This is a genomic window from Geobacillus sp. YHL (genome assembly GCF_022341265.1).
GTDB lineage: Bacteria > Bacillota > Bacilli > Bacillales > Anoxybacillaceae > Geobacillus > Geobacillus thermoleovorans.
On record NZ_JAEIGB010000013.1, the window covers coordinates 36,793 to 50,534 of the forward strand.

The following is a 13,742-nucleotide window of genomic DNA, read 5'->3' on the forward strand; positions in this document are numbered from 1 at the left end:
AGGTGGATTAAAGGAGTGGTCCTATGATTCCAGGAGAATACCGATTGCGCGACGAACCGATTGTGTGCAACCGGCAAAAGCCGGTTACGAAGCTGACGGTCATAAACCGCGGCGACCGCCCGGTGCAGGTCGGTTCCCATTTTCACTTTTTTGAAGTCAATTCGTTTCTCGAATTTGACCGACAGGCCGCATACGGAAAACATTTGAACATCCCAGCCGGGACAGCGGTCCGTTTTGAACCCGGGGATGCGAAGCAAGTGGAGCTCGTCCCGTTCTCCGGCAAGCGCCGGGTGTACGGACTAAACAATATGGTCAACGGTCCGCTTGATGACAACGGGAAGGAGGGAGCAAGAGAATGAGTTTTTCCATGTCAAGACGGCAATACGCGGATATGTTTGGACCGACGACCGGGGACTGCATCCGGTTGGCGGACACAGACTTATGGATTGAAATTGAGCATGACTATACCGTTTACGGCGATGAAGTGAAATTCGGCGGCGGGAAGGTGATTCGCGACGGGATGGGGCAGCATCCGCTCGCTGTCCGCGACGAAGCGGTCGATTTAGTGTTGACGAACGCCGTCATCGTTGATTACACCGGCATTTACAAAGCCGATATCGGGGTCAAAGATGGAAACATCGCCGCCATCGGCAAGGCGGGGAATCCGCTGTTAATGGACGGCGTCAATATTGTCATCGGCGCCTCAACGGAAGTGATCGCGGCCGAAGGGAAAATCGTGACCGCTGGAGGAGTGGATGCCCATATCCATTTCATTTGCCCGCAGCAAATCGAAACCGCCCTGTCATCCGGCATTACGACGATGATTGGCGGCGGGACCGGACCGGCGACTGGAACGAATGCCACGACGTGCACGCCGGGAGAGTGGAACATTTACCGGATGCTTGAAGCCGCCGAAGCGTTCCCGATGAATCTTGGGTTTTTAGGAAAAGGCAACGCGTCGGCGAAAGAGCCGATCGCGGAGCAAGTGCGCGCCGGAGCGGTGGGACTCAAGCTTCATGAAGACTGGGGAACGACGGCGGCAGCGATTGATGCGTGCTTGCGAGTGGCGGATGAGTACGACGTGCAAGTCGCCATTCATACTGATACGTTGAATGAAGGCGGGTTTGTCGAGCATACACTGAAGGCCATTAACGGACGCGTCATTCATACATACCATACGGAAGGAGCCGGAGGGGGGCATGCGCCCGATATTATGAAAGTCGCCAGCTTCCCGAACATTTTGCCTTCTTCCACGAACCCGACGCGGCCGTATACGAAAAACACGCTCGATGAGCATTTAGATATGTTAATGGTGTGCCATCATTTAGATCCGTCCGTTCCAGAAGACATTGCCTTTGCTGATTCGCGCATCCGCAAAGAAACGATCGCGGCAGAAGACATTTTGCACGACATCGGCGCCTTCAGCATGATCAGTTCCGACTCGCAAGCGATGGGACGGGTCGGTGAAGTCATTTTACGTACGTGGCAAACGGCCGACAAAATGAAAAAACAGTTTGGCCGCTTGCCGGAGGAAACGGGGCGAGGCGATAATGTCCGCGTCAAACGGTACGTAGCCAAATATACGATCAACCCGGCTATCACTCATGGCATCGCGGAGTATGTCGGGTCAGTCGAAGTCGGAAAATTCGCAGATTTGGTCGTTTGGCATCCCGCTTTTTTCGGGGTCAAGCCTGAGCTCGTCATCAAAGGCGGGATGATCGCCTACAGCGTGATGGGCGACCCGAACGCCAGCATTCCGACGCCGCAGCCCGCTCTGTACCGCCCGATGTTCGCCAACTATGGCGCCGCCGTCGCGAAAACGTCCATTACGTTTTTGTCCAAAGCGGCGTTCGAACGCGGCGTCCCTGACAAACTGCGATTGCACAAAATCGTCAAACCGGTTGGAAACATTCGTTCGTTAACGAAACACGATATGGTGTTCAACAACGCCATGCCTCAAATCGATGTCGATCCGCAAACGTATGAAGTGAAGGTCGATGGGCGGCTCATCACGTGCGAACCGGCTGAAGTTGTGGCCATGGCGCAACGATATTTTCTGTTTTGAGGTGATGATGATGATTGTAGAAACGGTTATCGGCAACATTCGAGCTCTTTCTTCTCTCCCCCCGCACATCGAACGGGTGTACATGCCAAGCGATGATTTAGTAAAACGAATTCAGCGGGTGGTGACCGACCATGGGAGGGAGATTGGCATTCGCTTGAAAGAAGCGAAAGAATTGGTAGACGGAGATGTGTTATGGATGGATGAGCATAATGCCATTGTCGTATCCGTTCTTCCCGATGATTTGCTTGTCATCCAGCCTGTTTCCATGAAACAAATGGGGGAGATTGCTCATCAGCTCGGCAACCGCCACTTGCCCGCCCAATTCGAGGAAGGGGAAATGCTCGTCCAATACGACTATTTAGTCGAAGAGCTGCTCCAGCAACTCGGCATCCCGTACAAGAGGGAAAAACGGAAAGTAAAACAAGCGTTCCGCCATATCGGGCATCGCCATGACTGACCAACAGTTGTTGTGGCTGCTGCAGCTCTCCGATTCGAATTTTCCGTCTGGAGCATTTTCCCATTCCTTTGGGTTTGAAACATACATGTACAATGAACAAATTTGCGATGCCAAAACGTTTGGCGATGTGCTTGTCGCTTATATTCAGACCCAGCTGACGTATACGGATGGATTGGCGTGCCGGATCGCCTATGAGCAGTTGGAAGTCGACCGTATGGAAGGACTGCGGCGGCTGAACGACACGCTGTTTGCTCTCTGCTTGGCGAAGGAAACGCGAGAAGGAACGAGAATGATTGGGGGGCGCTTATGGAAACTGTGCCGCGACATTTACGGAGTCGATGAATTGGATGAGATCGTGCAAACGACGCGGTCCATTCATCCGGCCATTGTGTTTGCGGCGGTTGGCCGCAAAATCGGAGCAGCCAAACAAACGACGGTGCTGACGTATTTGTTTGCTTCCGTACAAACGATGGTGCAAAACGCGGTTCGCGGCATTCCCCTCGGCCAGACGGACGGGCAAAAGCTGCTCGTCATGGCGCAGCCATATTTGATTCATGCCGCGAGCATCATCGAGACACTCGACGAAGAGGAGCTCGGGGCGGCAGCCGTCGGCTTGGAAATCGCGCAAATGCAGCATGAACGTCTTCCTGTTCGATTGTTTATGTCGTAAATCTTGTTTGACGTGGAACGAAAGAAGGACAGAGAAGGGAGAATCCAGAATGGAACCGGTACGAATCGGCATCGGCGGCCCGGTCGGCGCCGGCAAAACGATGCTTGTCGAGAAGCTGACGCGGGCGATGCATCGCCGCTTTAGCATCGCGGTCATTACGAATGATATTTATACAAAAGAAGATGCCCAATTTTTAATCAAACATAGCGTCTTGCCGGAAGATCGGATTATCGGCGTCGAAACGGGCGGGTGCCCGCATACGGCCATTCGCGAAGACGCATCAATGAATTTTGCGGCCATTGATGAACTGAAACGGCGCCATCCAGATGTGGAACTCATTTTGATCGAGAGCGGCGGCGATAACTTGGCGGCGACCTTCAGCCCGGAGTTGGTCGATTTCTCCATTTATGTCATCGACGTCGCCCAAGGGGAGAAAATTCCGCGCAAAGGCGGACAGGGGATGATTAAGTCGGATTTGCTCGTGATCAACAAAATCGATCTTGCCCCTTACGTCGGCGCCAGTCTGGAAGTGATGGAACGGGACGCCAAAGCAGCGCGAGGGGCGAAGCCGGTCATTTTTACAAATTTAAAAGAAGAGATTGGTCTTTTTGACGTTGTGGATTGGATCGAAAAACAGGTGCTGCTGGCAGGGCTGGAAGAATGAGCTGGACGGGGCGTTTGCGATGTACAGCGGTCGTGAAAAACGGCCGCACCGTCATTTTGGACAACTATAGTGAAGGGGCGCTGAAACTGATGCGTCCTGTTTACCTCGACCCGGCTCATCCGACGTTATATCTTGTCCACGTGGGCGGCGGGTATGTCGATGGGGATTCATATGATATGGAAATCTTCCTCGAGCCCAGCGCCCGGTTGATGGTGACGACCCAGTCGGCGGCGAAAATCTACAAAACTCCTTCAACGCCTGTAAGGCAGTATACACGATTGTCACTTGGGGAGCAAAGCGTACTTGAATATTTCCCCGACCCGACGATCGCCTATGAGCATGCGCGCTTTTATCAAGAAACGACGGTGTACATCACGCCAAGCTCCACGTTTGTTTATGGCGAAATCATCACGCCTGGATGGTCGGAAAGCGGCGAGCTGTTCCGCTATGATTGGATTCGCTCGAAACTGAAGGTGTATCAAGACGAGGCGCTCGTTCTGTTTGATCATCTGTACTTGGACTCGCGGCAGCACTTAACGAGCATGCTGCAGCTCGGCGGCTATACGCATGTCGGATCATTCGTGGCTCTTTCTCCGTTCATCACAAAGGAAGTGTTAGAACAGTTCAACCAATTCATGGAAGAGATGCCGCAAGAGGTTCGCTGCGGTTTTTCAGCGGCGGCCGTTCCAGGCTTTTCTGTACGTATATTGGCGTATGAAACATCGGTCATCGAAGCGATATTCCAACGCGTCCAACAGTTCATTCGCCAACAATGCGGTGAGAAAGCGCCAGTCTGTTGGAGGAAATATTGACAAGGGAAAGGAAGAAGACAATGGGAACGATATGGCCTGTGCTCTTGTTTGGATTGCTGCTTGGAATGAAACATGCGACGGAACCGGATCATGTCATTGCCGTTTCGACCATTGCCAGCCGGACGAAAAAACTGTCCCTTTCATCGCTGGCCGGCATGTTTTGGGGAATTGGCCATACGTTGACGCTGCTCGTTGTTGGGATGGCGATGATCGCCTTTGAGCGGCAAATTCCTGAACAGATTGCTTCTTACCTTGAAATGGCCGTCGGCATCATGATCGTTATTCTAGGAATTGCTAGTTTCCGTTCGACAATGAGGCTGGATCATCATCGCCATGGCGAGATTCATCATTTACATGTGAAATCGACATTGATCGGCATCGTCCATGGTTTGGCCGGCAGCGCCGGAATGGTGTTGTTGACGATGACGACGGTCAAAGGAACTTGGATGGCGCTTGCTTTTATTTTGATTTTTGGCCTAGGAACGGTCATCGGCATGATGCTGTTCACGACGTTTCTCGGGATTCCGTTTGTTTGGATGAAAGCGAAACAGCAAGTCATGAATCAATGGATCGTGAAAACCGTCTCCCTCATCAGCATCGCCTATGGGATCTATTACATGTATCATATCGCCGCCGAAATTTGACGCTCCTCGCGGCTGGCGTCATAGGTGGAGGAGTGTTCAAAACATCGAAAGAAGCACCGGTCTTGGGAGAAGGCCGGTGCTTCTTTTTCGATGCGGCGTCATCATCACCTCGTGTCACGCCAGTGGTTTTACAAGCAACAACTCATCTCGAATAGGAATGCCGTCAGAACTTGTTTTCGGAATGCTTGGCTTGATTTGTCGCGCCTTGTCGACAGCGTTGGGAAAGACGTTCACAATTTGATAGCCGCGCTTTTGATAGAAACGAAGGGCATGCAAGTTGTCGTTGGTAGTGATCAGTTGAACAGCCGTGCACCTTTGTTGTCTCGCCCATGCCTCTGCCTCATGCAAAAGGGCGCTGCCGATGCCGCGGTTTTCCATTATGCTGTCTAGCGAGATGATCTCGCATTCGCTGCCACGGATGATGAATGTAATCAGTCCGATGATCCGCTGACCGTTCTCAACAGCCGCAAATCCATCCAGCTCGCTGCAGGTATAGATGCCGGTTGAAACAACCATTTGCGGACTTCCCCAATGGTCGTTGAAAAATTGGTTGACGATGGCGCGGTCCAACTGTTTGGTTGGAACGATGTTCAAGGCGCTCCTTCTCCTTTGTGCAGATGATGATTTTTGATCACCCCAATGCATAAGACGTTCACTTCCGTGCGTGAGTTTGACACTCCGCACGCCTAAAGGCGTGGGATTCTTGGGTCGTTTGCGTCCTCATCCATTTCTGGTTCGGACAACGCCCAAATTCAGGGGTGTGTCATCACCCCGTCCCATCGGGTTAGGATGTACCCCAATGGGCGGCGCACCTGTGACCAGTGCGCTAGGTTAGACGGGGCTCGCTTTCATCCCACCCCTCAAGGAGTGGGCTTTTTCGCTCGCTGATCTGTAACAGGGGATGTCCACATCCGTCCTCCTCTTGTGTCAAAGGGCAGAGTCTTTTTGCATCATGGCTCGTTGAAACGATTGAAAAACAGCGAAGGAAATGAATGTTAGCACAATCCCTGACATATATGGCAAACTGGACTTTAAGGTGAACAACCAGCCGGCGATCGCCGGACCGCCGATGCGGCCGAGCGAATCGAACGAGGATAAGACGCCTGTTGCGCTTCCTTGGCCATCCGCCGTATATTTCGTCAACAACGCGGAGACGCATGGGCGGATGATGCCGTTTCCAATGCCGAAAATCGTTAAATAGAGCGCGGCTGTCCAAAAGCTGTGAACGAATAAAATGAGAAAAAAGCCAACTGCTGACAAGAACAGCCCGACACGAATGACAGCTCCTTCCCCGAATGAGCGGATCAGTTTTCCAAGCAACCCTCCTTGGACGATGGCCCCTGCAAGCCCCATGATCATAAAGATGTAGCCAAGTTCCGTCGACGAAAGCCCCGCTCGTTCAGCGGCAAAATAGGCGAACGTCGCTTCAAGTCCGGCGAGGGAAAACGTTGTGATCAGCTGCAGTAAGTATAGGCGCGCTACAGGCCCTTGGAGGGCGGCCGCAAGCGATGGCCGCTTTGTTCGTATATTCATTCGTTTTTCTCTCGGAAGCGACTCATGCAAGAAAACGAAAACGAATAGAGCGGTCAAGAGCGCCAAGCTGCCTGCCATCCAAAACGGAGCGGTTAAGCTCGCTTTCGAGAACACGCCGCCGATCCCGGGTCCGAAAATGAATCCAAGCCCAACGGCCGCTCCAATGATGCCCATTCCTTTGCCCCGGTCTTCTTCGGTTGTCACATCTGCGACATATGCCATAGCGGCCGGCATCGTGGCGGCGGATAAACATCCCCCGATGATGCGAGCGGCAAACAACATCCAAAGTTTTGTCGCGACGGCGAGCAAGAAAAACGAAAGGGCCAAACCGAAAATGCCGACAAGCAGCATCGGCTTTCGTCCATAGCGGTCCGATAAATTCCCCCACATCGGCGCAAATAAAAATTGCATGAGCGAATACACGGCCATTAGCCAACCGAGTTGTGTTGGAGTCGCGCCGATTTTTTCCGCGTAAAACGGAAGGACGGGAATGATGATGCCAAACCCGGCCATGACCAAAAACATCACGAGAAACAAAAGCGATAAATCACGGCGATTGCCCATGATCATCATCTCCACGATATGGTTTGCCTCTTTCATCATAATGGAAAGACAGGCATTTTTCAAAGCGGATCATGCCTCGCTTGGCCATTCCGACAAGGCTGGGATCACTCCCGAATGTCATCCACAAACCATTTCCATTCATCCCCATTGACAATGGAAGCGGTTTTCGCGAGACTGAAGGTAAACGGCAAACGGTTCGGCAAACAATGAAGTGGACTTTGGACCGGCATCCGCCAAGGGTGCGAAACGACAAACACGCATGGGAGAGAATGGTGCATGATGACCAAAAACGAAATCCAAAAGTGGGTAAAGGAATTCCCGCTGCTTGAAATGATCATGGCGGCCGAAGAGGTGTTTTGGCGCAATCCAAAATATCACGCGTTTGCGCAAGCTATTCAAACGATTCCTTTACGCGAGCGCGATGTTAAGGAGGCGGAAGAACGATTGCGCCGCTTTGCCCCCTACATCGCGAAAGTTTTTCCCGAGACGCGGCCGGCCTATGGCATCATCGAATCCCCTTTAGTCCGGATTCCGAACATGCAACGGCGTTTGGAAAAGATGTTTCAGACCAACATCGAGGGGGAGCTGTTGCTAAAATGCGACAGCCATCTCCCGATTTCCGGGTCGATCAAGGCGCGTGGGGGCATTTACGAAGTGTTGAAACACGCGGAAGATCTTGCGCTCGCAAACGGTATGATCGCCATAGGAGAGGACTATGCGGTCATGGCCAGCGAAGAATTCCGGCAGTTCTTTTCCCGCTATTCGCTTGTCGTCGGTTCGACAGGAAATTTAGGCTTGAGCATCGGCATCATCGGGGCGCAGCTTGGGTTCCGCGTCACCGTTCATATGTCAGCCGATGCGAAACAATGGAAAAAAGACTTATTGCGAAGCAAAGGGGTCACCGTCATCGAACATCTCACTGATTACAACAAAGTGGTGGAAGAGGCGCGAAGACAGTCCGCCGAGGATCCAACGTCGTATTTTATCGATGATGAGAACTCGATCCATCTGTTTTTAGGCTATGCGGTGGCGGCGTTTCGGCTGAAAAAGCAATTAGAGGACATGAACATCACGGTTGATGAAACCCATCCGCTCTTTGTGTATCTTCCTTGCGGCGTCGGCGGCGGTCCGGGCGGGGTGACGTTTGGGCTGAAGCTCGTGTACGGCGATCATGTCCATTGCTTTTTCGCTGAGCCGACGCATTCGCCTTGCATGCTGCTTGGGTTGATGACAGGAGAGCACGACCGCGTGTCGGTGCAAGATTTTGGCCTCGACAATAAGACCGAAGCGGACGGGCTAGCGGTGGGTCGGCCGTCGCGGCTGGTGGGGAACATGCTTGAGAACGTCATCAGCGGCGTCTATACGGTGGACGATGCGACGCTTTACCGCTTGCTCGCGGCTATGGTTGAAACGGAGGAAATCTATTTAGAGCCGTCCGCCTTGGCAGGGGTGGCGGGACCTGTTCGGCTGTTTCGCGATTCGGCGGGGCAAACGTATGTAGAGGAAAACGATTTGAAAGAAAAAATGAAAAACGCCGTCCATATTGGCTGGGCTACCGGCGGAAGCATGGTGCCAAAGGATGTGATGGAGGCCTATTATCGGGAAGGCGTGCGCATCGAAACGATGACAGGGAACGGTTTTTCTGAAGGACGATAAGATCATTCCATGGAGTGCTGCGCGAAGACGCGAGATGTTGGAGGGATTGAATGAAAAGCGAAAAGGAAAAGATGGTGGCGGGACACTTGTACAGCCCCGCCGATTTGGAGCTCGTCAAGGAACGAGAGCGGGCGCGGCGGCTCGTTCGTTTGTATAATGAAACCGCCAACGCGGTCGTCGGCGGGAACCCGGCGAAAGTGATCAAATGGATTAACTAGCCAAAGGAAGTGCGCCCCGCATCAAAGCATGTGCGGGGCTGTATCCCCCTTCTTCGTTACGCCCACTGCACCGCCACCGCCCGAACAGGCGAACCGTCGCAGCCAGGCAAGGAAAGAGGGAGGGCAATAATATACGGGTCATCAAAATCGATTCGCTCGAAGTTCACGAAATTTTCCCCGATCACCCCGTTGGCGCCAAGAATAAGTTCGTGGGCGCGGAACGACGAGCCGTCCGGCGGGTCGATGTTGAGCGCGTCGATGAAAAACGTCCGCACGCCTCGCTCCAGCATCGCTTCAATCACCTCCGGCGCGACGTACGGATGGGAAAAATACCGCTTTGTTCCGGCGTATTGCGACCAGCCGGTATGAAACAACACAATGGTTCCCGGTGACAGCTTCGGGATATACGGAGCGGCATCGGCCATCGTCACCGCTTCGCCTTCCGCTTTCCCCGTGGCATCGATCACGATGCCGCGGCCAAGAAAATAGGTGAGCGGCACGTCATCGAGCCGCCAACCGTGTTCGCAAAAGTGAAACGGCGCATCCACATGCGTGCCGCTATGCGACCCAAGCACAAGGCGGCTGACGTGATAGCCGTCTTGGGCGAACGTCGCTGCCGGTTCGATTTTCGGCTTCGGATCCCCCGGGTACACCGGAGTTTGGGCCGTGATCGGCATGGTGAGGTCGATGAGTTTTTGGATGATCATGTTCTCGTCATTCCCTCCAAATCCATTGTCGGTAAAGGTCGATTCGTCGTTCGTCCATCATGGTGTAAAAGTGTTTCTTTAACGCTTGGCGTTGGTTTTGATCGATCATAGCGTGTACGAGCTCTTCCCGTCCATTCATGTTGGCTGCGGCTATTTTCCTTCCATCCGGCCCATAAATAGAGGATAAACCAAAGAAATGGAAAGAAGAAGACGATCCAATTTGATTGCATGCCGCCACATAAACCGTGTTATCGATCGCTCGTGCCATGGCGAATTTTTGAAACGGTGCATGAAAGGGAGATTCCCAAGCACATGGAACGAGAAGAAGCTCGGCTCCATGAACCGCTAAGTATCTTGCTAGTTCCGGAAAAGCCAAGTCCCAGCAAATCATTAGACCAATGCGGCCGAGTTCTGTATCCACCAGCACCGGCTCGGCTCCTTTAGAAAACCAGGCTTTTTCAAAAGGAGTCAAATGGATTTTCCGGTAATTTCCGATACATTGTCCATTAGGATCGATCAACATAAGAGAGTTGTATAGATTTCCTGTATGGTCTTTTTCAACGTACCCGTAGGCAATATACAATTGAAATGTTTGGGCAAGTTGGCTCATGTGTTGGAACGTAGAGCCGTCCCATGTCTGGGCCGCCTCTTTTAGCATTTCTGACAGTACGTAACCAGTGGTGCAAAGTTCCGGGAACAGAAGAAGGCGAACATTAGGGAACTTTCGTTTGCACTCATGGATGATCGTTTCCATTTTGGCCAAGTTGGCGCCAATGTCGCCGTCGGCCGGCGTCATCTGCGCCAATGCGATGTCAAATGGTCTGTTCATATCATCCCTCCAAGCGAGTGGGAGATTCAAGCTCGACCGTATTCGTGCTCGCAGATATTTGTTTTGTCCATTTCATCAACCCCCAATAAACAGCTCCCGATAAAAGAAACGTCAGCATGGTGGAGCCGACGGCAAGCGGATGAATGTACGTAAAATAATAGGCGAAGACAGCTCCAACGATATAGGTGATGTAGGCGGCGATGTTGACTCCTTTTTGATAACGATATTGACCTTTTGTGTCGTACAAAATATCTTCTGCGTCGTATACCCCTTTTTTGATCAAAAAGTAATCAACGAGCACAATCGCAAACACAGGAATGAACAACGTGGCAATCAGCATAATGAAGTTAAAGAAATGGGACATCAGCACTTCTTTCAGCAAGGCGCCAAGCGTGCAAATCACTCCCATGATCAACGTCGGTTTCCAAAAGCCTGCGCGCGGGAAGACATTCATGAACGACATCGTGGCGCTGTATAATGCCATGACATTGGTCGAGAGTACAGAAAAGAACACAACGATGGATGCGATCAATCCAAACCCGTAAGCCGCAAGGAGAATCGTTGGATCATACGTCCGTTCCATGTTCGAGGCGATGCTGAAGCCGCTGACGACAGCGCCGAGCCCCATTGCAACAATGGAAGCGACCAGATAGCCAAAATACGTTCCCCAAAAACCGCTTGTTTCGGAGCGGCAGTTGCGGTTGAAATCGCAAACCGTCGACATCCAAGAAAAAGCGGTGGCGATGACGATGTCAAAGGCGATAATCGTGGTGATGGATGGATGTTCGCTCAATTTCATTTCGACTAGTGTCGAAATGTCATAAGTCGTAAAAATTTTATAAAAAACAAGGAAAGATAAAATCAACATGGCAATCGATATATATTTTTCGATTCGTTCCACCCCTCGGTGGCCAAAAATCGTAATGATCACAACAAGAAGTTCCGTCAAGATGACAAATAGGTTGATATTGCTGTATCCAGTGGCGTAATGGACGGCATAATTCAGACTAAGGCCAGCCATATAGGCTTGAATCCAGCTCCAGCCGATTAAAATGATCGTGTTGACAAGGGCGGGAAGGATGGCGCCTTTTTGTCCAAAGGCCGCTCTTGTGATCACCATTGTAGGGAGACCGGTGCGGATGCCGATGTTTCCAGTAAGGGCGAGCGGAATGGCGCCGATCGCCGAACCGACAATAATCGCCAGCATGGCGTTGGAGAAGGAAATGTCAGGAACAAACATCATCCCCGTCATGACCGTCGTAATCACCACATTCGCCGCAATCCAAAGAGTAAACGTGCTAAAAAAATTCATGCTCCGTTCGTTCATCGGGGTCGGCCGAATATCATCATGACCAAATCGTTCTGTCCACTTCATAAGGATTCTCCCTTCTTGATTTTCTATTTTAAATATTCAGAATAATAAACTTGCACCGATTTCGTCCTTAGGACGAAATCAGGAGTGCGATGAATACCATCCGAGTGGTTTGCCATGTTGGCTGATGTTCACATGCTTTGTTTCCGTAAAAGCAGCGAATCCTTGCGGTCCAAGCTCTCGGCCGATTCCGCTTTGTTTCAATCCTCCCCAAGGGGCATCGACATAGGGAGTGTGATAGCTGTTAATCCAAATCGTTCCTGCTCTCAATTTCCCGGCGATTTGTTCCGCCCGTTCGAGATCGCGGCTGAATAGGCCGGCTGCCAGACCGTATATGGTGTCATTCGCCAACTTGATCGCCTCTTCATCATGTTCAAACGGTTGTACGGTTATGACCGGTCCAAAGATTTCTTCTTGGACGATGCGCATATCTTGACGGACATGGGCGAAAACGGCAGGAGTGAGATAATACCCCAGTTCTTTAATTCGTTTTCCTCCCTGCAGCAGTACTCCTCCTTCCTGCAAGCCGATCTGGATATACGTTTCCACTTTTTCTAAATGTGAGGAGCTGATTAACGGCCCCATCTCCGTATGTTCCGCGAAAGGATCGCCAATGCGGAGGGAAGCTAGTCTTTGGGTCAGCTGATCAAGAAACGAATCATAAACGCGTCGTTGAACAAGAATTCGCGAAGCAGCCACACACACTTCTCCTTGATTGAAGAAGGAGGCAAACAACGCCCACTCGATGGTGCTGGCAAGATCCGCATCGTCAAAAATGAGCAGCGGGGATTTTCCGCCAAGTTCCAAAGATACTCGCTTCAAACGGCGAGCGCCTTGTTCGTAAATCCATCGTCCGGTTTTCGTTCCGCCGGTAAACGATATTTTTTCCACATCAGGGTGTGTCACCAATGTTTCTCCAACCGGCGAACCGCCTCCAGGAACAAGATTAAACACGCCTGGCGGGAGACCGATGGAATCGATCAGCTTTGTCAGTTCGATGAACGATAACGGAGTCAGTTCTGATGGTTTAAATACCACTGTATTTCCCGCCGCAAGCGCTGGAGCCAGTTTCCATATTCCTAACAAGAGAGGAAAATTCCAAGGAACAATCAACGCGCATACCCCGATTGGCTCCTCAATGATTTTGCTTGTCGTGCCATCGGTTCTTTTTATTTCCTCGATGGCCCGTTGTTCAACAAAATCGGCGTAGTAACGAAGGCATTGGATTGAATCGCTGACATCGAGGCGCGACTCGCGAATCGGTTTTCCTGTATTCAACGTCTCGATCGAAGCGAATGTTTCTGCGTTTTGTTCCAACAGGTCCGCTAATTGGCGAAGCGCAGCGATCCGTTTTGCTGGATTGAATGGCCAATCGGTATATTGAAAAGCATGACGAGCTGCTTGGATCGCTTCTACGGCTTGTTGTTGGGATGCTTCATTGATTTCTATAATGATTTCCTCATTCGCGGGATTGATGACCGGTCTTTTTTTTCCTTCTCCTTTACTCCATTTTCCGTTGACGTATATCATGGAAGATTGCTCCTTTTCGGC

The 13,742-nt window shown here is 51.5% G+C and carries 14 protein-coding genes and 1 pseudogene; 9 read left to right on the forward strand and 6 right to left on the reverse strand.

All coding sequences use genetic code 11. The features are described 5' to 3' along the window. Window positions 1-23: 23 nt before the first annotated feature. From JCR24_RS11975 to JCR24_RS12005, 7 genes are read left to right on the forward strand one after another with little or no spacing between them, the layout of a single operon-like run. Complete coding sequence (locus JCR24_RS11975) at window positions 24-359, forward strand: urease subunit beta (protein ID WP_015375019.1); 336 nt, start codon at window positions 24-26, stop codon at window positions 357-359. Next, window positions 356-2,065 (forward strand): urease subunit alpha, encoded by a 1,710-nt coding sequence (ureC, locus tag JCR24_RS11980; RefSeq protein WP_015375018.1) that lies wholly within the window; start codon window positions 356-358, stop codon window positions 2,063-2,065. The genes JCR24_RS11975 and ureC overlap by 4 nt, the downstream gene beginning before the upstream one ends. Before the next feature lie 10 nt (window positions 2,066-2,075). Then, the gene (gene ureE, locus JCR24_RS11985) at window positions 2,076-2,522 is read left to right on the forward strand and encodes an urease accessory protein UreE (protein WP_020960052.1); all 447 of its coding nucleotides are present in this window, start codon (window positions 2,076-2,078) and stop codon (window positions 2,520-2,522) included. Then, complete coding sequence (locus JCR24_RS11990) at window positions 2,515-3,192, forward strand: urease accessory protein UreF (RefSeq protein WP_033025553.1); 678 nt, start codon at window positions 2,515-2,517, stop codon at window positions 3,190-3,192. Before ureE ends, JCR24_RS11990 begins: the two co-directional genes overlap by 8 nt. A 49-nt stretch (window positions 3,193-3,241) precedes the next feature. Beyond that, on the forward strand, window positions 3,242-3,856 hold the full coding sequence (gene ureG / locus JCR24_RS11995; RefSeq protein ID WP_011231413.1) for an urease accessory protein UreG: 615 nt from the start codon (window positions 3,242-3,244) through the stop codon (window positions 3,854-3,856). Next, window positions 3,853-4,668: an urease accessory protein UreD gene (locus JCR24_RS12000; RefSeq protein ID WP_011231412.1), complete on the forward strand. Its 816-nt coding sequence runs from the start codon at window positions 3,853-3,855 to the stop codon at window positions 4,666-4,668. The genes ureG and JCR24_RS12000 overlap by 4 nt, the downstream gene beginning before the upstream one ends. A 20-nt stretch (window positions 4,669-4,688) precedes the next feature. Then, window positions 4,689-5,312: an urease accessory protein UreH gene (locus tag JCR24_RS12005; protein WP_033025551.1), complete on the forward strand. Its 624-nt coding sequence runs from the start codon at window positions 4,689-4,691 to the stop codon at window positions 5,310-5,312. Between the two features lie 114 nt (window positions 5,313-5,426). Here the strand turns inward: JCR24_RS12005 and JCR24_RS12010 are convergent, their stop codons facing one another. Together JCR24_RS12010 and JCR24_RS12015 are read right to left on the reverse strand one after the other, a co-directional pair. Next, the gene (locus JCR24_RS12010) at window positions 5,427-5,906 is read right to left on the reverse strand and encodes a GNAT family N-acetyltransferase (protein ID WP_033025549.1); all 480 of its coding nucleotides are present in this window, start codon (window positions 5,904-5,906) and stop codon (window positions 5,427-5,429) included. 333 nt (window positions 5,907-6,239) lie between these two features. After that, window positions 6,240-7,409 (reverse strand): MFS transporter, encoded by a 1,170-nt coding sequence (locus JCR24_RS12015; RefSeq protein WP_238980690.1) that lies wholly within the window; start codon window positions 7,407-7,409, stop codon window positions 6,240-6,242. A gap of 276 nt (window positions 7,410-7,685) precedes the next feature. On the opposite strand from JCR24_RS12015, the gene JCR24_RS12020 reads away from it, so the two are divergent. After that, window positions 7,686-9,065, forward strand: coding sequence for a D-serine ammonia-lyase (locus tag JCR24_RS12020; RefSeq protein WP_033025546.1), 1,380 nt, complete (start codon window positions 7,686-7,688; stop codon window positions 9,063-9,065). A gap of 50 nt (window positions 9,066-9,115) precedes the next feature. Continuing rightward, window positions 9,116-9,229: pseudogene (locus JCR24_RS12025) on the forward strand (maltose acetyltransferase domain-containing protein); the annotation flags it as partial. Between the two features lie 110 nt (window positions 9,230-9,339). Here JCR24_RS12025 and JCR24_RS12030 read toward each other — a convergent pair. The 4 genes from JCR24_RS12030 to JCR24_RS12045 form a co-directional block, all read right to left on the reverse strand. After that, window positions 9,340-9,990: a cyclase family protein gene (locus JCR24_RS12030; RefSeq protein ID WP_238980691.1), complete on the reverse strand. Its 651-nt coding sequence runs from the start codon at window positions 9,988-9,990 to the stop codon at window positions 9,340-9,342. A gap of 7 nt (window positions 9,991-9,997) precedes the next feature. Further along, entirely contained in the window at window positions 9,998-10,819 is an 822-nt protein-coding gene (locus JCR24_RS12035) for a carbon-nitrogen hydrolase family protein (RefSeq protein WP_238980692.1), read from the reverse strand. Between the two features lies 1 nt (window position 10,820). Beyond that, window positions 10,821-12,194: a purine-cytosine permease family protein gene (locus JCR24_RS12040; protein ID WP_015375008.1), complete on the reverse strand. Its 1,374-nt coding sequence runs from the start codon at window positions 12,192-12,194 to the stop codon at window positions 10,821-10,823. A gap of 78 nt (window positions 12,195-12,272) precedes the next feature. Then, a complete protein-coding gene (locus JCR24_RS12045; RefSeq protein ID WP_015375007.1) occupies window positions 12,273-13,721 on the reverse strand; it encodes an aldehyde dehydrogenase family protein in 1,449 nt (482 codons plus the stop codon). Window positions 13,722-13,742 lie beyond the last annotated feature (21 nt).